At 62.6% G+C, this 23,393-nt stretch carries 21 protein-coding genes; 15 read left to right on the top strand and 6 right to left on the bottom strand.

Annotation, left to right across the window (positions count from 1 at the left end):
• The 3 genes from QZS13_RS07110 to folD form a co-directional block, all read left to right on the top strand.
• Positions 1-857, top strand: an 857-nt coding sequence (locus tag QZS13_RS07110; RefSeq protein WP_295587353.1) for a pitrilysin family protein, incomplete at its 5' end; no start/stop codon positions are given.
• A 49-nt stretch (positions 858-906) separates the two neighbouring features.
• The gene (lgt, locus tag QZS13_RS07115) at positions 907-1,890 is read left to right on the top strand and encodes a prolipoprotein diacylglyceryl transferase (RefSeq protein ID WP_295587354.1); all 984 of its coding nucleotides are present in this window, start codon (positions 907-909) and stop codon (positions 1,888-1,890) included.
• Positions 1,874-2,716 carry a bifunctional methylenetetrahydrofolate dehydrogenase/methenyltetrahydrofolate cyclohydrolase FolD gene (gene folD, locus QZS13_RS07120; RefSeq protein WP_295587356.1) on the top strand — a complete coding sequence of 281 codons (843 nt, stop codon included), beginning with the start codon at positions 1,874-1,876 and terminating at the stop codon, positions 2,714-2,716. Before lgt ends, folD begins: the two co-directional genes overlap by 17 nt.
• 53 nt (positions 2,717-2,769) lie before the next feature.
• Here folD and QZS13_RS07125 read toward each other — a convergent pair whose 3' ends face one another.
• The 3 genes from QZS13_RS07125 to ssnA form a co-directional block, all read right to left on the bottom strand.
• A complete protein-coding gene (locus tag QZS13_RS07125) occupies positions 2,770-3,423 on the bottom strand; it encodes a YitT family protein (protein ID WP_295587358.1) in 654 nt (217 codons plus the stop codon).
• 6 nt (positions 3,424-3,429) lie between these two features.
• Positions 3,430-6,381, bottom strand: coding sequence for a putative selenate reductase subunit YgfK (gene ygfK, locus QZS13_RS07130; protein WP_295587360.1), 2,952 nt, complete (start codon positions 6,379-6,381; stop codon positions 3,430-3,432).
• A 70-nt stretch (positions 6,382-6,451) separates the two neighbouring features.
• The gene (ssnA, locus tag QZS13_RS07135; RefSeq protein WP_295587362.1) at positions 6,452-7,795 is read right to left on the bottom strand and encodes a putative aminohydrolase SsnA; all 1,344 of its coding nucleotides are present in this window, start codon (positions 7,793-7,795) and stop codon (positions 6,452-6,454) included.
• A gap of 316 nt (positions 7,796-8,111) precedes the next feature.
• On the opposite strand from ssnA, the gene QZS13_RS07140 reads away from it, so the two are divergent.
• The 3 genes from QZS13_RS07140 to QZS13_RS07150 all read left to right on the top strand — a co-directional run bounded on the left by QZS13_RS07140 (position 8,112) and on the right by QZS13_RS07150 (position 11,615).
• On the top strand, positions 8,112-9,275 hold the full coding sequence (locus QZS13_RS07140; protein WP_295587364.1) for an immunoglobulin-like domain-containing protein: 1,164 nt from the start codon (positions 8,112-8,114) through the stop codon (positions 9,273-9,275).
• Between the two features lie 105 nt (positions 9,276-9,380).
• The gene (locus QZS13_RS07145) at positions 9,381-10,787 is read left to right on the top strand and encodes a sodium:alanine symporter family protein (RefSeq protein ID WP_295587365.1); all 1,407 of its coding nucleotides are present in this window, start codon (positions 9,381-9,383) and stop codon (positions 10,785-10,787) included.
• 165 nt (positions 10,788-10,952) lie between these two features.
• Positions 10,953-11,615, top strand: a complete 663-nt coding sequence (locus QZS13_RS07150) for a hemolysin III family protein (protein WP_295587367.1) — start codon at positions 10,953-10,955, stop codon at positions 11,613-11,615.
• A 42-nt stretch (positions 11,616-11,657) separates the two neighbouring features.
• Here QZS13_RS07150 and upp read toward each other — a convergent pair whose 3' ends face one another.
• The 3 genes from upp to tsaE are packed head-to-tail and all read right to left on the bottom strand — an operon-like array spanning position 11,658 to position 13,452.
• Positions 11,658-12,290, bottom strand: coding sequence for a uracil phosphoribosyltransferase (gene upp, locus QZS13_RS07155; protein WP_295587369.1), 633 nt, complete (start codon positions 12,288-12,290; stop codon positions 11,658-11,660).
• A 38-nt stretch (positions 12,291-12,328) separates the two neighbouring features.
• Complete coding sequence (tsaB, locus tag QZS13_RS07160; protein WP_295587371.1) at positions 12,329-13,024, bottom strand: tRNA (adenosine(37)-N6)-threonylcarbamoyltransferase complex dimerization subunit type 1 TsaB; 696 nt, start codon at positions 13,022-13,024, stop codon at positions 12,329-12,331.
• Positions 13,021-13,452: a tRNA (adenosine(37)-N6)-threonylcarbamoyltransferase complex ATPase subunit type 1 TsaE gene (gene tsaE, locus QZS13_RS07165; protein ID WP_295587373.1), complete on the bottom strand. Its 432-nt coding sequence runs from the start codon at positions 13,450-13,452 to the stop codon at positions 13,021-13,023. The genes tsaB and tsaE overlap by 4 nt, the downstream gene beginning before the upstream one ends.
• 163 nt (positions 13,453-13,615) lie before the next feature.
• Here tsaE and QZS13_RS07170 point away from each other — a divergent pair, with 163 nt between their 5' ends.
• The 9 genes from QZS13_RS07170 to QZS13_RS07210 form a co-directional block, all read left to right on the top strand.
• On the top strand, positions 13,616-14,788 hold the full coding sequence (locus QZS13_RS07170) for an FtsW/RodA/SpoVE family cell cycle protein (RefSeq protein WP_295587375.1): 1,173 nt from the start codon (positions 13,616-13,618) through the stop codon (positions 14,786-14,788).
• Positions 14,789-14,887: 99 nt separating this feature from the next.
• Complete coding sequence (locus QZS13_RS07175) at positions 14,888-15,862, top strand: Ig-like domain-containing protein (protein WP_295587377.1); 975 nt, start codon at positions 14,888-14,890, stop codon at positions 15,860-15,862.
• 217 nt (positions 15,863-16,079) lie between these two features.
• On the top strand, positions 16,080-17,135 hold the full coding sequence (locus tag QZS13_RS07180; protein ID WP_295587379.1) for a D-alanine--D-alanine ligase: 1,056 nt from the start codon (positions 16,080-16,082) through the stop codon (positions 17,133-17,135).
• Positions 17,136-18,512 carry a UDP-N-acetylmuramoyl-tripeptide--D-alanyl-D-alanine ligase gene (gene murF / locus QZS13_RS07185; protein ID WP_295587382.1) on the top strand — a complete coding sequence of 459 codons (1,377 nt, stop codon included), beginning with the start codon at positions 17,136-17,138 and terminating at the stop codon, positions 18,510-18,512.
• Positions 18,509-20,407 (top strand): ribosomal protection-like ABC-F family protein, encoded by a 1,899-nt coding sequence (abc-f, locus tag QZS13_RS07190; protein ID WP_295587384.1) that lies wholly within the window; start codon positions 18,509-18,511, stop codon positions 20,405-20,407. Before murF ends, abc-f begins: the two co-directional genes overlap by 4 nt.
• On the top strand, positions 20,404-21,192 hold the full coding sequence (locus tag QZS13_RS07195; protein ID WP_295587386.1) for a YdcF family protein: 789 nt from the start codon (positions 20,404-20,406) through the stop codon (positions 21,190-21,192). The genes abc-f and QZS13_RS07195 overlap by 4 nt, the downstream gene beginning before the upstream one ends.
• Before the next feature lie 18 nt (positions 21,193-21,210).
• Positions 21,211-21,699 (top strand): flavodoxin, encoded by a 489-nt coding sequence (locus tag QZS13_RS07200; RefSeq protein WP_295587388.1) that lies wholly within the window; start codon positions 21,211-21,213, stop codon positions 21,697-21,699.
• Positions 21,700-21,736: 37 nt separating this feature from the next.
• Positions 21,737-22,813 carry a peptide chain release factor 1 gene (gene prfA / locus QZS13_RS07205; protein ID WP_295587390.1) on the top strand — a complete coding sequence of 359 codons (1,077 nt, stop codon included), beginning with the start codon at positions 21,737-21,739 and terminating at the stop codon, positions 22,811-22,813.
• Positions 22,814-22,855: 42 nt separating this feature from the next.
• Positions 22,856-23,393, top strand: a 538-nt coding sequence (locus QZS13_RS07210; RefSeq protein ID WP_295587392.1) for an L-threonylcarbamoyladenylate synthase, incomplete at its 3' end; no start/stop codon positions are given.

Genomic DNA, 23,393 nt, shown 5'->3' on the forward strand with positions numbered 1-23,393 from the left:
TCGGCCAGGAGATCCGCATGATCGAGGACAACCCCGACTGGCAGCTCTACACCCGCATGATGCAGGCCCTGTATGCCTCCTCTACCGCCCGCACCTCCATTGCCGGCACGGTGGAGAGCATCTCCCATATCACAGCCAAGACCCTCTACGACTGCCACAAGGCATTCTATACCCCCTCCAACATGATTTTGACCGTGGTGGGCAACGTGGACCCCGCCCGGGTGGTGGAGCTGGCCCGCCATGTCCTGCCCCGGGAGGGGGGGCCGGTGATCGCCCGGGATTACGGGCAGGAGGGAGAAGCGGTGGCGCAGACGCATACCAGCCTTTCCATGGAAGTCTCCTGCCCCCAGTTTTTGACGGGCTTCAAGTGCCGTCCCGTGGCGGACGGCGAGGCGTATATGCGCGCCGCGGCCGTGGGCGAAATGGCCTGCGACATTTTGCTGGGGGATTCCAGTCCCCTGTACCTGCGCCTTTACGACCAGGGACTTATCAACACCAGCTTCGGCGGCGCCTACGAGATGATGCCCGGCGTGGCCTATCTCTACGCCGGCGGCGACTCCAAGGATGCGCCGGCCGTCATGGAGGCCATCTGCGCCGAGGCGGAGCGTCTGGGCCGGGAGGGCGTGGACGAGGCGTTCTACCAGCGGGTCAAGCGCTCTGCGTTCGGCTCCAGCCTGCGGGGGCTCAACTCCTTTGAGAATATCGCCGTTTCGCTGACAGAGGGGGATTTCCACGGCTATGATCCTTTCCGCTTCCCCCAGGTGTTCGACTCCATCACCAAGGAGGACATCGAGGCGTTTTTGCGGGAGAATATCACCCGGGAGCGGGCGGTGCTCAGCGAGATCGTCCCCAAGTGAGGCAAGAGAGAAAGAAAGGATGTAACCGAAATTGAAGGCTTTGAGTAATATGCCCATCAGCTTTCCCGGCCTGTTCGGCGACTGGGAGTTCAACCCCGATCCCATTGCCCTCCACATCGGCCACGGCGTCTACTGGTACGGCATCATCCTGGCGGTGGCCATGCTGGCGGGACTTCTGCTTTGCATGAAGCAGGCCAAGCGGTTCGGACTGTCCGAGGACAACGTGCTGGACATGGTGCTCTGGGCGGTGCCCTCGTGTATCATCGGCGCGCGGGTGTACTACGTGATCTTCTATCTGGATCTGTACCGCACGGCGGACGGAGGACTCAACTGGAAAGAGATGGTGGCCGTATGGGACGGCGGCCTGGCCATTTACGGGGCGGTCATTATGGGCATTGTCGTTGCCTTTTTCTACACCCGTGTGAAAAAGCTGAAGTTCTGGGCCATGACGGACCTTTGCGTCATGGGGCTGCTGCTGGGCCAGTGCATCGGCCGCTGGGGCAATTTCATTAACCGTGAGGCCTTCGGCGCCCAGACCACTCTGCCCTGGCGGATGCGCCTTTGGACCAGCGCCACCCAGACCATCGAGGTTCACCCCACATTTTTCTATGAGAGCCTGTGGAACCTGATCGGCCTTTTGCTGGTAGTGTTCATCATCACCCGGGGACGCCGGTTCGACGGGGAGAACACCTGGTTCTATTTCCTGTGGTACGGCCTGGGCCGTGCCTGGGTGGAAGGACTGCGGACGGACAGCCTGTATCTCTTTGACTGGACGCTGTTCGGCCAGCCCATCCGGGTGTCCCAGGCGCTGAGCGTGGTGCTGGTGCTTGTCTCCGCAGCCATGTTGTTTTACAATATCCGCCTGCGGCCTCATGATCGGTCGGAACTGCTGGTCAATCAGGTGGCTGCGGCCCGCGCGGCTGCGGCGGAGGCGGAAACCATTGCAGAGCAGGCGACCGTCCCGGAAGCGGAGACGCCCGTGCCCGACGGCACGGAGGAGCACAAGGAGGAGAGCCATGGCGAAGATCATTGACGGAAAGGCACTTGCGGCCCAGGTGAAGGCCCGCTGTGCCGCCGGGGCCGTGGGACTTGCCCGCCGCCCGGGGCTGGCGGTGATCCTGGTGGGGGACGACCCGGCCTCCCGTGTGTACGTCTCCGGCAAGGAGCGGGACTGCGCCGAGTGCGGCTTTTTGAGCTTTGAGCATAAGCTCCCCACCGACACCACGGAGCAGGAGCTGCTTGGGCTCATTGACCGACTCAACGGTGACGGCGCCGTGGACGGCATTTTGGTACAGCTGCCCTTGCCTGCGCATCTGAACGAGGAAAAGGTCCTCAACGCCATTGCCCCGGACAAGGACGTGGACTGCTTCCACCCGGTGAATGTGGGACGCATGGTCACCGGCCAGCCGGTGTTTTTGCCCTGCACGCCGGCGGGCGTTATGGAGATGCTGCGCTCCTATGAGATCCCCGTGGCGGGGCGGCACTGCGTGGTGCTGGGCCGCAGCAACATCGTGGGCAAGCCCATGGCCACGTTGCTGCTGGCCCAAAGCGGCACTGTGACTATCTGCCACTCCAAAACGCCGGATCTGGCGGCCTTTACCCGCCAGGCGGACATCCTGGTCTCCGCTGTGGGACGGACGGGCCTGGTGAGGGCCGACATGGTCAAGGAGGGCGCCGTGGTCATCGATGTTGCCATGAACCGCAATGCAGAGGGAAAGCTCTGCGGCGATGTGGACTTTGCTGCTGTGGAACAAAAGGCGTCCTATATTACGCCGGTACCCGGCGGTGTGGGGCCCATGACCCGGGCCATGCTCATGGAAAACCTGCTGACTGCCGCAAAGCATCACCAGGGACAGTAAAATATGAAAAAAACCTCCGCTGCTTCAAGCAGCGGAGGTTTTTTTGTTGCATTTCAGACTGCCGGGGCATCCAGCCGGCGGCGCAGGGAGGGACCCAGCAATCGGGTGTAAACGTTCACCAGCGGGCCTACGGCCAAAGCGGCCACCAGCGTCCCCTCTTTGACGCCGTTGAGCCGTCCGAAAGCCAGCAGTGCAGCCACAGCGGCCATGAGGGTCAGGGTGCTGTCAAACAGGACCTTTACACGGTGGAACGGGATATGGCTCTTTTGGGATATGGCTCGCACCAGCGCCTCGCCGGGCAGCATGATCACATCGCCCAGTACCTCCAGCGTCACACCCAAACCCAGCAGGCCGCAGCCGATCAGCAGGTAAAGCACCTTCATGGGATACGGACCGTGGAGCTGGGTGGGGATCAGCCACATGAAAAGGTCAATGGAGACGGAGAACAGCAGCGTAAAGGGAATCTGCAATGCCTGCATCCGGGTAAAGGTCCGGCGCAGGACCGCCTCTGCCGCCAGAAACAGCAGGTTGAAGGCGAACGTATATACGCCTACGCTGGGCGGGGTGATGAGGCTCAGCACGAACGGCAGACTGGAGAGGGGGGACGTGCCCAGAGCCGCCCGGGTGATGAAGGCGATCCCGCCGGCGGACACGGCCACACCGGCGGTGAACAGCCCATAGCGGCGCAGCCGCTGGTAACGATCCATGGCCGGTTATCCCAGCAGATAGGCGTACTTGGTCAGTACGGTGAGGATGAACACCTCCACGTCGGCGGGGAGATCGTTCTTGGCGTCCAGATCGGCCTCGAACACCTTGCCGTCCAGCCGGACCAGCACCTTCTTCCCGCCCAGAGGCAGGAAGCCGGCGTTCTTTACGCTCTCGTCAAAGCCCTCGCGGGTCATGAACAGAGTGAATTTCTCCCGGTAGGGAGCGGAGTCATAGGGGCAGAAGATGGCGCAGTTGCCGCACTCGTTGCACATCCGGTCCACATGCAGGATCTGATGGCGGCCATCGGGCAGCTCAATGACCACGTTGGCACGGTTGGGGCACACATCGGCGCACACCTGGCACACCACGTTGCAGGTCAGGCACCGGTCACCCTCGCACTTGGCGCTCTCGCAGAGGATGCCCTTCTTGGCAATGGCCTCATCGCGGGTTGCCACGGCCTTGGCGGGGATGGTGACCTTGTGGGCCTCACCGATGACGGCATTGGCGAAGTACTGGGCGTCGGCGATGCCCTCCACCACGGTGGCGGGACCCCGCATGGCGTCGCCGCCTACGTAGACGCCGTCCACATTGGTCTTGAAGTCGGGGATGCCCTTGGCGTCCACTTCGATGCCGTTTTTGGTGAAGAGGTCGCTGTCCACCTTTTCGCCTACGGCGGCCACCACAGTGTCGCAGGGGATCTCCACCATCTCGCCGGTGGGGACGGGCTTGCGGCGGCCCTTTTCGTCGGCCTCGCCCAGCTTCATCTTCTCGCATACCAGCTTGCCGTCCTTCTGCTCCACGGGAGCCACCAGCTCCAGGAACTGCACGCCGTCGGCAATGGCCAGCTCCAGCTCCTCGGCGTCGGCGGGCATATACTTCTTCGTGCGGCGGTAGACCAGGGTGGAGGACTTTGCGCCGGCGCGCAGAGCGGCACGGGCGGCGTCCATGGCGGTGTTGCCGCCGCCCACCACGGCCACATGGCCCAGGGACACTTCCTTGCCGGCCTTCATGTCCTTCAGCCAGCCGATGACGCCCACCACGTTGCCGGGGATGTCCAGCTTGCCGGGCTTCCAGGCGCCCACGGCGAAGAAGATGTGGGTGTAGCCCATGGCCTTGAGCTCAGAGACAGAGGGAGCCTCGGTGTTCAGCTTCACTTCCACGCCCATCTTCTCCATGAGGGCCACGTCCTTGTCGATGGCCGCGTCGGAGATACGGAAGGCGGGGATCACCTGACGCACCACGCCGCCCAGAGAGCCGGTGCGCTCAAAGATGGTGACGGGGATGCCGGCACGGCCCACAAAGTAGGCGGCGGACATACCGGTGGGGCCGCCGCCGATGACGGCCACCTTGGCAGAGGTGGCGGCGGGGGCGGGAGCCTTGATCTTGGCCATGTAGGCGTCGTAGCCACGCTCCGCGGCTACCAGCTTGGTGGCGCGGATGTTCACCGGCTGGTCGTAGAAGTTGCGGGTGCACTTGGTCATGCAGTTATGGGCGCAGATGGTGCCGGTGATGAAGGGCAGGGGGTTCTTCTCAGTAATGAGGCGCAGGGCGGAGGCGTACTCGCCCTTGCGGCACAGCTCGATATATTCGGGGATGTCCTGGCGGATGGGGCAGCCACCCTTGCAGGGAGCGGTGAAGCAGTCCATCAGAGGCACTTTCTCATAGAGCTTGCGGCGGGGCAGGGGCTTGATGGGCTTGACATGGTACTTGTCGGACCGGGCGGCCAGGCACAGCGCCTCGATGGCGGTCACGTCCACGCCGGTGAAGGGCTTGAAGTCCATGGCGTCCAGCTTGTCGCCGATCTGGGTGAAGCGCTGGTAGCCGCCGGGCTTCAATTCCGTGGTGGCCATGGTGATGGGCCAGATGCCGCAGGCAAAGAGCTTGTCAATGTTGAAGGCGTCGGCGCCGCCGGCGTAGGAAAGGCGCAGCTTGCCGCCGAACTCCTTGGCCATCATGGCGGCCATGGTGGTGGTCAGGGGGAAGAGGGACTTGCCCGCCATGTACATCTCTTCGCTGGGCAGCTCCCCGGCCTTCACGTCCACGGGGAAGGTGTTGGAGAGCTTGAGGCCGAACTCGAGGCCGTGGGCGTCCGCCAGGGCCTGGAGCCGATGGAACATGGGCACCGCGTCGCAGTACTGCAAATCCTCTTTGAAGTGGTGGTCGTCAAAGGCAATGTAGTCGTAGCCCATAGAGTCCAGAATGGACCGGGCGGTCTCGTAGCCCAGGATGGTGGGGTTGCACTTGACGAAGGTGTGCAGATGCTTCTTTTCAATGAGGTAGCTGGCAATGCGCTCGATCTCGTCGGGCGGGCAGCCGTGGAGGGTGGAGACCGTCACGGAGCCGGAGACGTGAGGCGTGATGGTGTCGATATAGTCGGCCTCGCCGGGGAAGAACTCCTTCAAAACGGCGATGCACTCCTGGAAGATGGGAGTCTTGGAGGCGTCCACCATGCCGTCCAGGAAAGAATTCACCTTCTCGCCCTGGATGCCCGCCAGGTCGTAGCCCACGGACATGTTGAACACGAAGCCGTTGGGGTCGCCCAGGCCGTATACCTTGGCCATGATCTTTAAGGCGCACCAGGCCTTGACGTACTCCTCAAAGGCCTGCTGGACATAGAGCTCCGTGGACCACTCGCAGTTGTAGCACTCGTCCTCTGCCAGGATGCAGGGACGGGAAATGCAGGCGGCAAGGTCCGCGCCGTCCATTTTCTGGACGGTCTTAAGCTCGAAGAACCGGGCACCGCCGAAGTAGCTGGCGATGATGTTCTGGGCCAGCTGGGTGTTGGGACCGGCAGCGGGGCCGAAGGGGGTCTCAATGGTCTCGCCGAAGATGGGCAGCTTCTTCACACCGGCCTTGTAGGGGCGGTGGACGCCGAAGACGGAGCCGTCCCGCTGGTACTCGGTGGTGACCCAGGTCATCAATTCCCGGAAGGGAATGGGGATCATCAGTTCAGACATACGCTTTTTTCCTCCTCAAAAATACTCCTTACGTTGGGTAACGGGCCGCTGGGCGGCACCGACAGGTGGCTTAATACTGGCAGTGGTTGAGCTTGCCCCAGAGCTTTTTGCTGGCTTCCAGAATGTGCGCATTCACGGCCTCTTCGTCAATATCCACCAGCTGGCGATCCTTCATGAGGATCTTGCCGTTGATCATGGTGGTCTGGCACTGGCGGCCAGTCATGCCGAAGAGCATGTGGCCGTCGATGTTGGCGTCGGAGAAGGGGGTGAAGGGCTTGTAGTCCATGACGATCACGTCGGCGGCGGCACCGGGGGCCAGGACGCCCAGGGTGGGGAAGCCGGTGCGCGCGGCCATCTTGGCGTTGTTCTTGAAGAGCATATCCGTTACCTCACACCAGCCTACATTGGGCATGCAGGCGTTGTGGCGCTGGATGGTCAGGGCTACCTTGACGGACTCCAGCATGTCGTTGGTGTAGGCGTCGGTGCCAAGGCCCACCAGAATGCCCTTCTTGTACAGCTGCAGAACAGGGGAGCAGCCCACGGCGTTGCCCATGTTGGACTCGGGGTTGTTGACGCACATGGTGTCGGTTGCCTGGATGATGTCCATCTCGGCGGTGTTGACGTGGATGCAGTGACCCAGAATGGTCTTTTCACCCAGAATGCCGTGGTCCTGGAGACGCTGCACCGGGCGGCGGCCGTAGTTCTGGAGAGAGTCGTACACATCGTTCATGCCCTCGGAGACATGGATGTGGTAGCCCACCCGGCCATTGTTGGCCGCCACCATCCGGTCGAAAGTCTTGTCGGAGATGGTGAACAGGGCGTGTCCGCCGAACATGGCCTTGAGCATGGGATCGGGGTTTTTCTCGCAGTAGTCGATGAAATCCTTGTTCTCCTGCACGGACTGGATGGACTTCTCCTCGCCGTCCCGGTCGGAGACCTCGTAGCAAAGGCAGGCGCGCATGCCGAACTCCTTGGTGACCTCGGCGATCTTCATGAGGGAGCCGGGGATCTCGCAGAAGGAGGCGTGGTGGTCGAAGATGGTGGTGACGCCCTGCTTGATAGAGTCGATGACCAGGGCCTGGGCACTGGCACGGGTGGCTTCCAGATCCAGATTGCGGTCGATGTACCACCACTGACCGTCCAGTACCTCGTAGAAGTTGGTGGGGTTGTAGCCGTTGATGGAAAGGCCCCGGGCCAGAGCGGAGTAGATGTGGGTGTGGGCGTTGATGAGACCGGGCATGATGACGCCGCCCTTGGCGTCCACAAACTCGGCCTGAGGGTACTTGGCCTTCAGATCAGCCGTGGTGCCCACGGCTACGATCTTGCCGCCGTCGGTGACTACGCCGCCGTCGGGATAGTAGCCGGCAGCGTTGGGGTCCCGGGTGATAACTTTTCCGTTTGCCAATAAGATCATGTGAAAAACCTCCTGTTGTGTTGTCCCCTGGTGACAAGAGTGCAATAACGGGAAAAAGAAAAGGCGCTTCAAGTCCTCAACGGCTTGAAACACCTACCAAAAAACAGGGAATGATAGGTGTCAGCCCGTGCGCGCAGCACTTCGTTACAGCTATCATTCTTCGCTTGTATTTTTATTTTAACGGACGGACCGTAAAAAAGCAAGCAGGCAGATCGAAAAAAAACCTGCCGGAATTTGTACAGATTGCCAGATGAAATGGGAACTTCTTCCGACACAGTTCGTCTGAATGGACAGAAACAACAGGAGGTGATCGTCGATGAGGCGAGGATGGGTGTGGCTGGCGGCGGTATGCCTGCTGCTGGGTGGCTGTACCGGGAAAGGCGGACAGCGTGCGGAGGAAGCACCGGCAGCGCCGGAGGGACTGACTATGGAACTGGAGCATGGAGTCTATGACCCTTCCCTGACAACTTATACCTACATGATTCGCAACGACACCGATGAAACGGTGGAATTCGGAGAGCCCTATTCCATCCAGCGCAAGGATGGGGAGGGCTGGACGGACCTGACCATGAAGGACAACGCCGGCTGGACTGCTATTGGCTATGCCCTGGCTCCGGGGCAGGCCATGGCGCTGTCCTGCGGCTTTGCAAACTATGAGGAAACACCCCGGGTTGGGGAGTACCGGCTGGTAAAGACCGTGGGAGGTGCGCAGCTGACGGCGGAGTTTTCCCTGGGGGAGAGCCCCTATACGGCCCGGACGCCTTATGGATTTGTACCGCTGGAGGAATTGCCGGAGGATTACAGTGCCGCCGATGCAGCGGCGGAGGATGTGGTGTTCAGCGGCGCAGGAGCCAGAAATCTGGACGCAGTGGAGGCGTTTTTGGAGAAGGTGTCTCTGGGGGCTCCCTGTCAGCTGCGGACGGTGCAAGACTACGGCCAGAGCGCCGTCATGGTCATTGACGTGATATTCGAGGGCGGCCCGTTCCTCTGGAGAATGCGCAGCAACGGCGCAGTCGCGGAGCAGCGGCTGGCGTTTTTGGTGACCGACGGGGAAAATCTCTATCTGAGCAGCTGTGCCGACTGGGAGACGGGAGAGCAGTACGGGGACAAGCGGGTCTTTCTGGTGCCGGAGAACACGGCACTTTCCGACCGGGCACTGTCCCTGGCATCGGAGATGATGCACCGGCAGTTGGAATCGGGCACCGTCCGACTTCAGGTGTGGTCCCCCGACGGCGTCTGGAGCGCCGGAGTGACAGCGCAGCCGGGAGAGCTGGCCCTTTCCTATCAGGGAGCATCCGGCAGCGCCGGATGCATCTGGGACATAAGCGAACTGGATTCCCGGGCGGTGCAGGTGCAGGGCCTTTCCTGGCAGGCGGACAACGTGCTGCGGCTGGACTGCCGGACGGAAACAGGGAATACGTTCCGTATGACACTGGACACCGGGACGCTCGCGGGGCTGCTGGATGTACCCACAGCGTAAAAAGCGGCGCACCTTTTTGAAAATTGCCGGATGGAATTGACAAAAAGGTGTTCTCTCTGGTATGCTGTACAAACTGAAAAAATATAAGAGAAAAGGAAGTGCGCTATGCTGGGAGAGTTGATTGGTGTCCTCAATGACTGGCTCTATACCTATATTCTGGTGATTTTGCTGATTGCGGCAGGGGTCTATTTCACACTGCGGACAGGCTTTGTGCAGCTGCGGATGTTCCGGGAGTCCATTCGGGTGGTGGGAGAGAAGCCCCACAACGCCGGATCGGTTTCTTCGTTCCAGGCACTGATGGTGTCCACCGCGTCCCGGGTGGGAACGGGCAACATCATCGGAATTTCCACGGCCATCTGCTGCGGCGGCTACGGCGCCGTGTTCTGGATGTGGGTCATTGCGCTCATCGGCGGTGCCTCTGCGTTTGTGGAGTCCACTCTGGCCCAGATCTACAAGCGGCGGGACCCCAAGACCGGTGAGAGCTACGGCGGGCCAGCCTATTACATTGAGGCGGCGCTGCGCTGCCGTCCGGTGGCGGTGATTTTTGCTGTGGCGCTGGTGCTGACCTATGCGGGCGGCTTCAATATGCTGGCCTCCTACAACCTCCAGTCCACCTTCTCCAGCTACGGTTTCTATGATCCTGCCACCACCCCGTGGGTGATCGGCGCGGTGCTGGCCGTTGTGGTGGGCTACTGCGTCATGGGCGGCGGAAAACGGATCATCCGCTTCACCTCCACCCTGGTGCCTTTCATGGGCGGCCTCTATGTGCTGGTGGCCGTTGTGGTGGTGGTGCTGAACTGGCGGATGGTGCCTCAGGTGCTGGGCAGCATTTTTGCCGGGGCCTTTGACTTCCAGGCCATTTTCGGCGGCTTTACCGGTTCTGCCATGATGTACGGCATCAAGCGGGGCCTCTTTTCCAACGAGGCCGGTGTGGGCTCGGCACCCAATGCCGCTGCCTCCGCGGACGTGAGCCATCCTGTCAAGCAGGGCCTGGTGCAGATGCTCTCCGTGTTCATCGACACGCTGCTCATCTGCTCGGCCACCGCGTTCATGCTGCTTTGCTCCGGCGTGGCGCCGGAGGAAACGCTCCAGGGTGCACCCTATGTGCAGATGGCGCTTTACGAGCAGTTCGGCGCCGCCGGTCCGGTGTTCATCACCGTGGCCATGGTGCTGTTCGCCTTCACCACCCTGATCGGCAACCTCTATTATGTGGACAACTGCCTGAACTACATCGTGGGGAAGATCCCGGCCCGGGAGTTTATGACGCTCTTCCGCATTGACGCCATGGTGCTCATCTTCATCGGTGCGGGCATGGAGATCAACATGGTGTGGAACCTGGCGGATGTGCTCATGGGCGTCATGGCCCTCATCAACCTGCCGGTGATCGTGATTCTGGCCCGGCCGGCTCTGGCTGCGCTCCACGACTACAACCGTCAGCGCAGGGCGGGCGAGAACCCGGTGTTCCACGCGGCGGACGTGGGCCTTGCCGGAAAGACCGAGTGCTGGGAATAAAACTGCATGAAAAAGAGAGGGGACACTGGGGTGTCCCCTCTCTTTTTTTGACGCAGTGCATAAAAAATAGAGTTCGGCAAAAAACTACTTGCAATATCATACGAGACTGTGTAATATAGTATCAGAAACCATATTAAGCGTTTTATGAAATCTGGAGATGATATCTTGCATCGTTTCTTTCCCAATGCAGCGGACCCGGTCAGCTGCGGAACTCATACGATCGGGGCGTTGGCAGCGTTTGCCGGCGGTGTGTTTTTCCTGATCCGCGGCGTGCGGTCGGAGGCCCCGGCACTGGCGCTGGCCTGCGCCATGTGCTTTTGCCTGTCCATGCTGGCACTGTATACGGCCAGTGCGGTCTATCACTACTATCCGGGAGACGCGGCCAGCGGCGGCGTGAAGCGGCGGCTGCGGAAAATGGACCACAGCATGATCTATGTGCTCATTGCCGGCAGCTATACGCCCTTTTCCGTGGTACTGCTGCCCCAGCCCAAGGGAACGCGGTTTTGCCTGCTTTTGTGGGGTGTGGCGGCTGCGGGCATTCTGGTGAAGATCTTCTGGATCAACGCCCCCAGAATTCTCTCCACGGCCATTTATCTGATTATGGGCTGGGCGGTGGTGTTTGTGGCCAAGGACTTTGCCACCTGTCTGGGGCAGCCCTGTCTGACGCTGGTGGCGCTGGGCGGCATCTGCTACTCTGTGGGGGCTGTATTCTATGCCATCAAAAAGCCCAACATCTCGGCGGAGTGGACATTCCATGAGATCTTCCACCTGCTGATCCTGGCAGGCTCCCTGCTGCACTATCTGGCGGTGTATTTCTACGTGCTGTAAAAACAAAAAAGAGGCGGCCCGCCGGGCCGTCTCTTTTTTTGCTTATTTTGTACCGAAGATCCGGTCGCCGGCGTCGCCCAGACCGGGGACGATGTAGCCGTGTTCGTTGAGATGGTCGTCCACGGCGCCGCAGTAGATATCCACGTCGGGGTGGGTCTGCTGGATGTGCTTGATGCCCTCCGGCGCGGCCAGCAGCACCATGAGCTTGATGTTGACGCAGCCCCGCTTCTTCATCTCGGTGATGGCGGCCTCTGCGCTGCCGCCGGTGGCCAGCATGGGATCGACGATCATGATGTCACGCTCGGCAATGTCCTTGGGCATTTTGCAGAAGTACACGTGGGGCTCCAGGGTCTCCTCGTCCCGGAACATGCCGATGTGGCCCACACGGGCGCTGGGCACCATGCGCAGCACACCGTCCACCAGGCCCAGGCCTGCCCGGAGAATAGGAACCACCGCGAACTTCTTACCCTTGAGGGTGGGGGCGGTGGTGGTGCAGATGGGGGTCTCCACCTCCTTGGTGGTCAGAGGCAGATCCCGGGTGGCCTCATAGGTGATGAGCATGCCGATCTCGGAGACCAGCTCCCGGAAGTCCTTGACGCTGGTGTTCTTGTCCCGCAGGATGGTCAGCTTGTGGGCAACCAGGGGATGGTCCATAACGTGTACTTTACCGCTCATAAGTATACTCCTTTATATAAAATTTCCAATGATTTGATTCAGCTCCGGTCCTTCAGCTTCACGGCGTGAGGCGGCCGCAGGTAGACGGGCTGGAGGTCCTGGGCGCTTTGCAGCTGCCCTTTCCCGGCCAGCTCCAGCGCCTCCAGGGCCACGGAGGAGGCATTCTGCATGACCAGATGGGGCGGTGCCATGCGGCAGGGAATCCCCGCCTGGGCAAAATACTGCCGGCACAGGGCGGCGCCGTCGCCAACCAGGGTGATCCGCGTCTCGTCCATGGCGGCCACCTGGGCGGCCACCTCCTCCAGTGAGACGGCCCGGTCCGGGGTCAGCCGGGTGAGAAGTCCGTCCCGGGCGGAGAAGAGGGCGTTGTAGATCTGCTGGCGCCGGGCGTCCATGGCGCAGACGATGAGTCCGTCCACATGGGCCACGTTGCGGGCCATGGCGGCCAGCGTGGATACGCCGATGGCGGGCTTGTCCGCAGCGAAGGCCAGCCCCTTGGCCGCGGCCACGCCGATGCGGATGCCGGTGAAGGAGCCGGGACCGGCAGCCACGGCGATGGCGTCCATCTGGGAGACGGTCAGCTCCGTGTTTTTCAAAATGCCCTCCACAATGGGCATCAAGGTCCGGCTGTGGGTCAGGCCTGTGTCCTGATAGCCGCAGCAGAGGATTTTCCCGTCCTCCGCCACGGCGGCGGAGACGGCCTTGGCGGAGGTCTCCAGCGCCAGAATTTTCATGTCAGCTCCACTCCTTCGATGGTGATGCACCGCCAGCTGTCCTGGTCTGGATGACGGGCGATGGACACGTAGATGGTGTCCTCGGGCATGGCATCGGCCACCTGCTCGCTCCACTCCACGGCGCACACGCCGCCCCGGTCCAGGTAGTCCTCCCAACCGATGTCGAACAGGTCGTCGGCACTGTCCAGCCGGTACATGTCAAAGTGGAACAGGGGCAGACGGCCGCCCTCGTATTCATTGACGATGGTGAAGGTAGGGCTGGTGACATGACCGGTATATCCCAGTCCCCGGGCCAGTCCCCGGGTAAAGGCGGTCTTTCCCATGCCCAGGCCGCCGGTGTACGCCACCACGGCACCGGGGGAGAGCACCGCGGCCAGCCGGGCGCCCAGATCCTCCGTCTGGGCCACGCTGTGGGAGAGATATTCCACAAGGCAGCAGTCCTTTCTGTCAAATTCATAAATCAACTTAATATACCATAATCCGGCCCGTTTGTAAAAACAATTTTGCGCCGTTTACACGGGCGGCCCTTTGTGGTATACTGCTATTTGTTGCAATTTGCCTTTTTCCAGATCAAGAAATGGAGATTTTCTCATGCTGAGCCGACTCAAAGCCGTTCTTGCGGACTTTTTCCAGCAGGCCGACCTGGTGCTGCTGTCCCTTTGCTGCGTTTCCACCCTGTTCGGCATCGTGCTGATTTTCAGCGCCACCCGGTACCTGGAAAGCAACAAGTATGTGATCGTTCAGGGCGTGGCCATGCTGCTGGGCATCTGCATGTACATCCTCTTTTCCATGGTGGACCTGGAGGTGCTGCTCAAGCGATGGCGGTGGATCCTGGCGTTCAACATCGTGTTCATCCTCCTGCTGCGGACACCCTTCGGCGCCAGCGAGGGCGGCAACCGGGCCTGGCTGCGCTTTCCCTTCCTGCCGGTGAGCATCGGACCGGCGGAGGTGGTGAAGATCACCTTCACGCTGCTTCTGGCCAAGCAGCTGGAGTGGCTGCGGGAGGAGAAGCGGGACCTGAAGTCCCTGCCGGCAGCCATGATGGTGGGCGGCCATGCCATAGGTCTTTGCGGGCTTTATTTTATAGCCTCCGGCGACATGGGCAACGGACTGGTGTTTTTGTTCATCTTCCTCTGCATGGCTTTTGTGGCGGGCTTTGCCCTGCGGTGGTTCGTCCTGCTGCTGGGAGGGGGAGGCGGCGCCATCGCGGCGGTGTTTCTGCTGGACCTGGTGCCGGATTCCATGCAGTATATGCTCAACCGGTTCCGTGCCCTGTTCGACCACAACTACGATCCCCTGGGCGTGGGCTGGCATCAGAACCGCAGTCTGCTGACACTGGGCGCCGGCGGGATATTCGGACAGGGGTACCTCCACGGTACCCAGACCCAGAGCTCGTCCAGCTGGTCGCTGCCGGGCCGGCATACGGACTTCATCTTCTCCGTATGCGGAGAGGAGCTGGGCATGGTGGGGTGTCTTGCGATCATTGGGCTGCTGGCGGCCATTATTGCCCGTGTATTGATCGTGGCCAAGCGGTCCCAGACGCCGTTTTTCCAATATGTGTGCGTGGGCATGGCGGCCATGCTGATTTTCCAGACGCTCATCAACATCGGCATGTGCCTTTTCATCATGCCCACCATCGGCATCACGCTGCCGTTTTTCAGCTACGGCGGCTCGTCCATTGTCACGCTCTATGCGGCCATGGGCGTGGTTTCGGGCATCAAGAAGCGCACTCCCTCCATGCGGCGGCCGGGAAAGCTGCGGTGAGGAAAGGGCGGCCGGATTGTTCCGGCCGCCCTTTTTGCATAATCCGGCTGGAAGCGGAAGAAACTACTGCCAACACGAAAAGGCAGGAGGCTGATTCATTTGACCAACAGGATCTTGCGGCGCACTGCGGCCATGACCGCGGCTGCGGCACTGTATCTGGGCACCGGCGCCGGTGCCCTCTTCGGCGGGGAGGAAACTGCCGCGCCGGGAGCGCCGGTGGCTGAGGAACTGAGCGTGTTCACCTACCGGGGCATCCCCTACAAGGCACAGTTCCTGGCCCAGGACGACGAGGGGGAAGACCTGACTTACGCGGTGGCTGACCCGCCGGAAAAGGGCACGGTGACGGTGGACGGCGCCAACTTCACCTATACCCCCGACGACGGCGCCACCGGCACGGACCGCTTCACCTACACGGCCACAGACAGTGCCGGAAACGTGTCGCTGCCGGCCACCGTCTCGGTGACCATCGAGAAGGTACGCTCCGGAGTCACCTATGCCGACACCGCCGGCAGCGCGTCTGCGGTTTCCGCCCAGTACCTGGCGGAGGCGGGGGTGTTTACCGGTGCCCGGGTAGGGGATCAGTATTACTTTGAGCCGGAGCGGACGGTAACCCGGGGAGAATTCCTGGCCATGACACTGGAGGCGGCAGGCCGGGAGGTGTCACCTGTAACGCTGACGGGCTTTTGCGACGATGATGCCATTCCCACCTGGGCCAAGGCCTACGCGTCGGCCGCTGTCAGCGACGGGGTGATCCGCGGCAGTGTCACAGGCGACGGCGTGGCGCTACGGGCGGGGGACCCCATCACCTTCAACGAGGCCGCCGCCGTGCTCAACCGGGTGCTGGCGCTGGAGGATGTGGACCTTGCGGCCTGGTACCCCGGCCGGGAGGCCCAGAGCGCCTGGGCGGCCCAGGCGGTGGCGAATCTGGAATCCGCGGCCGTGCTCTCCGCCGGAAGCTTCGGCAGTGATGCCATGGAGCAGACGCTGACCCGGGCGGACGCGGCCGATCTGCTGGCCGCCGCGTCTGCGCTGATGGGAGACGACGAGCCCGGATTTTTCGATTGGCTGAAATGAGACGGTTTGCCGCCGGAGGAGCGCATGGCTCCTCCGGCGGTTTTCCTGCGGTTTTGACAGTTGTATTCACCCCTGCTTTGTGATAAACTAAAACAGATTATAATAGTGTCTTTATAGGCGCGCCGGGCCCATGGATGCCGGCGGGCTGGTGAAACGGGCTTCCTGAGACGGCCGGAGGGCCGGCGGAAGCAGAGACATAGAAGGGATATGATTTGCGGTGAAAATCGTGGTATTGGCGGGCGGAATCTCCACGGAGCGGGCGGTCTCCCTGGTGACGGGAAGCGGCGTATGCCGGGCACTGCGTCAGCGTGGCCATCGGGCGGTGCTGGTGGATCTCTATCTGGGACTGCCGGATGCGCCGGAGGATCTGGAGACGCTGTTTGACGCGCCGGACGGGCTTTGTCCCCAGGCCAGCATTGAGGTGCAGGCGCCGGATCTGGAGGAAGTCAAGCGCAGCCGGGGCGGCGGTGAGAGCCACATCGGTCCCCGGGTGCTGGAGATCTGCGCCCTGGCGGACGTGGTGTTCATCGGCCTTCACGGCCAGGACGGCGAGGACGGCCGCATCCAGGCGGTGCTGGATCTGATGGGCGTGCCCTATACGGGCTCGGGCCATCTGGCTTCCGCCGTGGCCATGGATAAGGCCGTGTCCAAGCAGATCATGGACTCTGCCGGCATCCCTACCCCCAAGTGGCAGCTGCTGGACTACGGCGCAGCGGACGTGGAGCGTCTGGCTGCGGAACTGCCTATGCCCTGCGTGGTCAAGACCGTGGGCGGCGGCTCCTCTCTGGGCGTGTACCTCCCGGAGGACCGGACGGCGCTGAAGGAGGCACTGGAGCAGGTGCTGCGCTACGGCAGCCGGGTGCTGGTGGAAGAGCGCATCTTCGGCCGGGAGCTGACGGTGGCCGTGCTGGGCCAGCGGTGGCTGCCGGCAGTGGAGACGGTGCCGGCGGGCAAGGAATTCGACTACGCGGCCAAGTATCAGGCTGGCGCGGCGGAGGAGACCTGCCCTGCCCATATCAGTGACGAGGAGATGGCCGCCGCCGGGGCGCTTGCCCTGCGGGTGCACCGGGCGCTGGGCCTGGAGGTCTACTCCCGCACGGACATGATCCTGGATCAGGACGGGAAGCTGTGGTGCCTGGAGGCCAATTCTCTGCCGGGCATGACGCCCACCAGCTTTGTGCCCAAGGAGGCCGCAGCGGTGGGAATGAGCTATGAGGAACTTTGCGAGGAGATCGTGCGGCAGTCCTGCCGACTCAAGAGGAGGGCGTATTGAATGCAGCCGATGACGGTCAAGGAGATCGCCGCCGCCGTAGGCGGCATTTGGTGGAATCCCCGGGAGGATGCACCCATGGTGGACACCGTGTGCACAGACAGCCGCCGCATTACGCCCGGGTGCCTGTTCCTTCCCTGGGTGGGTGAAAAATTTGACGGACACAACTTTATCGACGCGGCGCTCTCTGCCGGCGCGGCCGGCTGCCTGTGCGCCCGGCTGCCCGTGGACCTGCGGCCCGATAAATTCTACATCAAGGTGGACGACACGCGCCTTGCCCTGCGGGCCCTGGCCGCCCACTACCGGGACAAATTCCCCATCCCTGTGATCCAGATCACCGGCAGCGTGGGCAAGACCACCACCAAGGAGATGATCGCCGCGGTGCTGGAGGCCAAGTACCGCGTGCTGAAAACACCGGAGAACTTCAACAACGACATCGGCACGCCGCTGACGCTGCTGGGCCTCGCGCCGGAGCATGAGGCGGCGGTGATCGAGACAGGTATGAACCACTTCGGAGAAATCCGCTATCTGGGGGAGATGGTGCGGCCGGATATCGCCGTCATCTCCAACATCGGTGACGCCCACATCGAGTATCTGGGCAGCCGGGAGGGAATCCTGAAGGCCAAGTGCGAGATTCTGGAGAACCTGAAGCCGGAGGGACTGCTGATCCTCAACGGGGATGACGCCCTGCTGGACACGGTGCACGCGCCCTTTGCCACGGTCCGCTGCGGCCAGAACGACCATTGCACCGTCCGCATCCAGGACATCGCCGACCACGGGGTGGAGGGCATCACCTGCACCGTCACCACGGAGCGTGACCGCTACGAGCTGTCGATTCCGGCGCCGGGCGAGCATATGGCGTACCCGGCGGCCATGGCTGTGGCGGTGGGGGAGCGCCTGGGCCTTTCCCACGAGGAGATCGTCCGGGGCGTGGCGTCCTACGAGCCCGCCGGGTCCCGGATGCGGGTGGTGCGGCTGCGCGAGGGCCGCGTTATCCTGGACGACTGCTACAACGCAAATCCCCAGTCCGTCACTGCCGCACTGGAAGTGCTGGCCAAGACATCCTGCGACCGCAAGGTGGCGGTGCTGGGCGACATGGGCGAGCTGGGCGAGCTGACGGAGCAGGCCCACTATAATATGGGGGCATTGGCCGCCATGCTGGGCATTGACTTTGTGGCGGCCATCGGCGAAAAGGCCGCCATGATCGCTGAGGGCACGGCCCAGAGCGGCGGCAGCGTCATGCATTTTTCAACGAAGGAGGAAGCGCTGCCTCAGCTCACGGAGCAGCTGGGACCCAACACGGCCATGCTGGTCAAGGCGTCCCACGCCATGCACTTTGAGGCGCTGGTGGAGCAGCTTCAGCAAGTTTATCGCGTATGATTGAAATACAAGTCAAGGACCTGGTCAAATCCTTCGAGGTGGGCCGCAACGTATTGGACGGCATCACCTTCCAGATCGACCAGGGGGAGCGGGTGGGACTGCTGGGAAAAAACGGCGCCGGCAAGACCACGCTCTTCAAGATCCTCACCGGCGAGCTGGACTATGACGCCGGTCAGGTGACCATCGCGCCGGGCCGGCGGCTGGGCCTCATCTCCCAGATCCCCGTCTATCCGCCGGAGTACACGGTGGAGGATGTGCTGCGCACCGCCTTTTCCCGTCAGCAGGCGCTGGCGGAGGAGATGCGCGCGCTGGAGGGCCGCATGGCGGCGGGAGAGAGCGATCCGGAGCTGCTGCGGCGCTACGGCCGCCTTTCGGAGCGGTTCGAGGCCTTCGGCGGCTACGATACGGATGTGGCTGTCAATAAGGTGGCGAACGGCTTGTCCATTCCTGCCAGCCAGCGGGCGCAGCTGTTCGACAGTCTCTCCGGCGGGGAGAAGACCCGGGTGAACCTGGGCCGTCTCATTCTGGAGGACACGGATATTCTGCTTTTGGACGAGCCCACCAACCATCTGGATCTCCACGCCACCGAGTGGCTGGAGGAGTACATCCGGGCCTTCCGGGGCACAGTGGTGGTCATTTCCCACGACCGCTACTTCCTGGACCGGATCGTCACCCGGGTCATCGAGGTGCTGGACGGCAAGGCGGAGTTTTACAGCGGCAACTACAGTTTCTACGCCGTGGAAAAGGAGCGGCGCTACCAGGAGCGCATGAAGCAGTACCTCAAGGAGCAGGCCAAGATCCAGCAGCTGGAAAAGGCTGCCGAGCAGCTGCGGCTGTGGGCCTTCCAGGGCATGGACAAGACGTATCGCCGGGCCATCTCCATGGAAAAGCGCATCGAGCGCATGCGTACCACGTCCAAGCCCACCAAGGCCAGGAAGATGGACGCCCGGTTCTCCACGGCGGAGTTCCACGGTGACGAGGTGCTCTCGCTGCGGGGAGTTTCTAAATCCTACGGGGAAAAGCACCTCTTTGACGGCATCACCTTGAAGGTGGAGGGCGGGGAGCGCATCGCCCTCATCGGCGACAACGGCACCGGCAAGTCCACCCTCATCAAGATGATCGTGGGAGAGCTGTACCCGGACGACGGCCGCATCCGCATGGGGCCGCAGGTGCGCTGCGCGTACCTGCCCCAGATCGTCCATTTCGACCACCCGGACTGGAATCTGGTGGAAAATATGATGGCGGCGAAAAAGGGCCTGTCCGCCCAATCCGCCCGCAACCGGCTGGCGGCCTATGATTTCCAGGGAGAGGACGTGCTCAAGCCCGTCAGCGTGCTCTCCGGCGGCGAACAAAGCCGCCTGCGGCTTTGCATGCTCATGGACGACGAGATCAACTTCCTCATCCTGGACGAGCCCACCAACCACCTGGACATTGCCTCCCGGGAGTGGATCGAGGAGGCGGTGGAGGCCTACGACGGCACGCTGCTGTTCGTCAGCCACGACCGCTACTTCATCAACCGCTTCGCCACCCGGATCTGGGAGCTCTCGGACGGTACCATCACGGATTATCCCATGGGCTTTGCCCAGTACCGGCAGATGAAGGCACAGGAGGCGGCGGAAAAGACAGAGCCGCCCAAGCCCCAGAAGGAAAAGCATACGGCGGAGCGGCCCCGGGCCAATCGGGCCCAGCAGGCGGCCCGCCGGCAGCTGACCATCTGCGAGCGGGACATTGCCAAGGCGGAAGAGCACATGGCCGCGCTGGACGCGGACATGGAGGCCGCCGCCTGCGACTACGAAAAGCTGAATGCCCTGGTACAGGAGAAGGAGGCGGCCCAGGCGGAGCTGGACGCGCTGTATGAAAAATGGGAGCAGCTGAGCGAAGAGGCGGGAGAGTGAAAAACATCTGGAAACGGTTGGAGCCCGGCGGGAGGCGTCAGTGTGTGCTGGCGGCGGCGCTGGCTCTGGCCGGCGCAGTTTTGTATGCGGTTCGCCCCCTGGGCATGCGGTTTTCCGGGATGCTGCTGCTGGGCCTTGCGGCGCTTTTGCTGGTGGCGCTGTGGCTGCGGTACAAGGCGGCAGACGGCCGGTTCTGGAGGCGCTGCCGCCGGGGGTTTCACGCCGCCCTGGCGGTGGTGCTGACCCTGCTTTGTTCCATCGAGATCTTTGTGGTGACCCAGGGGCGGCGGGATCTCACCGCCCTGCCGGCAGACGCTGTCATTGTGCTGGGTGCCGGTGTCAACGGAACCACGCCTTCGTTGTCCCTTGCCACCCGGCTGGACGCGGCACTTTCCTACCTGGAGGCGCATCCGGACATTCCGGTGGTACTCACCGGCGGGCAGGGTTACGGCGAGGACATTACCGAGGCTGCGTGTATGTATGATTACCTGACGGAGCGGGGCGTGGAGCCGGAGCGGCTCATTCTGGAGGAATCCGCCTCCAACACATCGGAGAATTTTGCCTTTTCCGCGCCGCTGCTGGAAGCGGCGGGGGTGGATATCGCCACAGACACCGTGGCGGTGGTCACCAACGACTTCCACGTTGCCCGCTCCCGGCTCATCGCCCGGAAGAAGGGCTACGGCGTGACAGTCGGTGTGGGCGCGCCCATCCCGTGGGCGCACCTGGAGGTAAACTATTCCCTGCGCGAGGCGTTCGCCGTGGTGAAGAGCGTTCTGCTTGACTAAACAAATTCGGAGGCATCAATGAGCAACATTTTATGTATGTATTACTCCCGGACGGGAAATACCAAAAAGGCCATGGAGGAGATCGCCGACGCCCTGGGAGCGGAGCTGGTGGAGCTGCGGGACGACGTGGCCCGGGGCGGCTGGAAGGGCTTTTTGCGCTGCGGTATGGATGCCATGAGCAAAGCCACGGCGCCCCTTTGCCCCTATGAGACGAAAAAGCCTCTGGTCGCCTACGATCTGGTCATTCTGGGCACGCCCGTCTGGGCGGGCCGGTGCAGCAGCGTGATGCGCACCTTCTTGAAGCAGCACGGCGGAGAGCTCCGGTCCGTTGCCTATGTGGCTACCCGGGGCAGCGAGAGCAAGCACGAGAGCATCTTCAAGCAGATGGACTTCTATACCAAACGCCCCCATGTGGCAGCGGTATCCCTGCGGGCAGGCTCCGTGGGCTGCACCTTCTGGCAGGAGGAGTTTTTGCGGCAGGTGCGCGCGCTGGAGGAAAACCTCTGAGCCGCTGCTTCCCGATACATGGAGAGGAACAGGGAATATGCTGGAAAAACTGAAGGAAATCGCGCTGCGCTATGAAGATCTCCAGGCGCAGCTGGGAGATGGCGCCATTTACGGCGACAGTACCCGGTTGGCCGCCGTCACCCGGGAGCTCAAGGAACTGGAGCCGGTGGTGGAGGCCTACCGGGCCTATACCCGGGCCCGGGAGCGGCACCGGCAGGCCCGGGAGCTGCTGCACGACCCGGATTTCCGGGAGCTGGCGCAGGAGGAGCTGACGGCGTCTCAGGAAGAGGAACGGTCCCTGGAAGAGCGGCTCCGTCTTTTGCTGCTGCCCCGGGACCCGGACGACGACCGCAGTGTGGTGCTGGAGGTGCGCGGCGGCGTAGGCGGCGAGGAGGGGGCACTGTTTGCCGCCTCTTTGCTGCGGATGTACACCATGTATGCCCAGACCAAGGGCTGGCACACGGACATTGTCTCCATGAACGAGACGGAGCTGGGGGGCGTGAAGGAGTGCAGTGTGCTGGTGGAAGGCACCGGCGTCTACTCCCGGCTCAAGTTCGAGTCCGGCGTCCACCGGGTGCAGCGGGTGCCGGAGACGGAGTCCGGCGGCCGCATCCACACCAGCGCCGCCACGGTAGCGGTACTGCCCACAGTGGAGGATGTGGAGCTGGACATCGACCCCAAGGACCTGCAGATTGATACCTACCGCGCCTCCGGTGCCGGCGGACAGCACGTCAACAAGACGGAGTCTGCCATCCGGATCACCCACCTGCCCACAGGACTGGTGGTGGAGTGCCAGGATGAGCGCAGCCAATACAAGAACAAGGACAAGGCCATGCGGGTGCTGCGTTCCCGGCTCTATGAAATGGAGCGGGAGAAGCAGGCGGCGCAGACCGCCGCGGCGCGGAAAAGCCAGGTGGGCAGCGGCGACCGCTCTGAGCGGATTCGTACCTACAACTTTCCCCAGGGCCGGGTCACGGACCACCGCATCGGCCTGACGCTCTATAAGCTGGACTCTGTACTGGACGGCGGACTGGATGAGCTGATCGATGCGCTGGTGACGGCGGATCAGGCGGAGAAGATGAAAAACGGCGCCCGGGCGTCGGATGAGACGTAACAAACGGGCTCCGGCCCGATCAAGAGAAATAGAGGCGAAGCTATGCAGACATTATATTTTGACCTGCGGGATACCAAGGGACAGCAAAAGAGCATTGAGGATAAGATCGCCGCGGCAGCCAAGATTCTGCGGGACGGCGGACTGCTGGGCATCCCCACGGAGACGGTGTACGGCCTGGCGGCCAACGGCCTGGACGAAAAGGCCGTGGCCCGGATTTTTGAGGCCAAGGGCCGTCCCCAGGACAACCCCCTGATTCTGACGATCCCCGGCCAGCAGTGGCTGCCCCGGTACTGCCGGGATATCCCGCCCCTGGCCTACGTGCTGGCCCGCAAGTTCTGGCCGGGCCCCCTGACCATGATTTTGAAGTGCCGGACGGACGTGGTGCCCGCTGCCATCACCGCGGGGCTGGACACGGTGGCCATGCGCTGCCCGGACCACCCGGTGACGCTGGCCATCATCCGGGAGGCCGGCATCCCGGTGGCGGCGCCCAGCGCCAACACCTCCGGCCGTCCCAGCTGCACCACCGCCCAGGACGTGCTGGAGGACATGGACGGCAAGATCGAGGGCGTGGTGGACGGCG

Origin of the sequence: uncultured Oscillibacter sp. (genome assembly GCF_900546705.1) — a bacterium.
In the GTDB taxonomy this organism is placed as follows: domain Bacteria; phylum Bacillota; class Clostridia; order Oscillospirales; family Oscillospiraceae; genus Oscillibacter.

Excerpts from the sequence above, each read along its gene's own strand:
- abc-f (WP_295587384.1), top strand. The coding sequence starts at position 18,509 with ATGATTGAAATACAAGTCAAGGACCTGGTCAAATCCTTCGAGGTGGGC.
- QZS13_RS07125 (WP_295587358.1), bottom strand. The coding sequence starts at position 3,423 with ATGGATCGTTACCAGCGGCTGCGCCGCTATGGGCTGTTCACCGCCGGT.
- ssnA (WP_295587362.1), bottom strand. The coding sequence starts at position 7,795 with ATGATCTTATTGGCAAACGGAAAAGTTATCACCCGGGACCCCAACGCT.
- folD (WP_295587356.1), top strand. The coding sequence starts at position 1,874 with ATGGCGAAGATCATTGACGGAAAGGCACTTGCGGCCCAGGTGAAGGCC.
- murF (WP_295587382.1), top strand. The coding sequence starts at position 17,136 with ATGCAGCCGATGACGGTCAAGGAGATCGCCGCCGCCGTAGGCGGCATT.
- QZS13_RS07140 (WP_295587364.1), top strand. The coding sequence starts at position 8,112 with ATGAGGCGAGGATGGGTGTGGCTGGCGGCGGTATGCCTGCTGCTGGGT.
- QZS13_RS07170 (WP_295587375.1), top strand. The coding sequence starts at position 13,616 with ATGCTGAGCCGACTCAAAGCCGTTCTTGCGGACTTTTTCCAGCAGGCC.
- tsaB (WP_295587371.1), bottom strand. The coding sequence starts at position 13,024 with ATGAAAATTCTGGCGCTGGAGACCTCCGCCAAGGCCGTCTCCGCCGCC.
- QZS13_RS07200 (WP_295587388.1), top strand. The coding sequence starts at position 21,211 with ATGAGCAACATTTTATGTATGTATTACTCCCGGACGGGAAATACCAAA.
- ygfK (WP_295587360.1), bottom strand. The coding sequence starts at position 6,381 with ATGTCTGAACTGATGATCCCCATTCCCTTCCGGGAATTGATGACCTGG.
- QZS13_RS07145 (WP_295587365.1), top strand. The coding sequence starts at position 9,381 with ATGCTGGGAGAGTTGATTGGTGTCCTCAATGACTGGCTCTATACCTAT.
- upp (WP_295587369.1), bottom strand. The coding sequence starts at position 12,290 with ATGAGCGGTAAAGTACACGTTATGGACCATCCCCTGGTTGCCCACAAG.
- lgt (WP_295587354.1), top strand. The coding sequence starts at position 907 with ATGCCCATCAGCTTTCCCGGCCTGTTCGGCGACTGGGAGTTCAACCCC.
- prfA (WP_295587390.1), top strand. The coding sequence starts at position 21,737 with ATGCTGGAAAAACTGAAGGAAATCGCGCTGCGCTATGAAGATCTCCAG.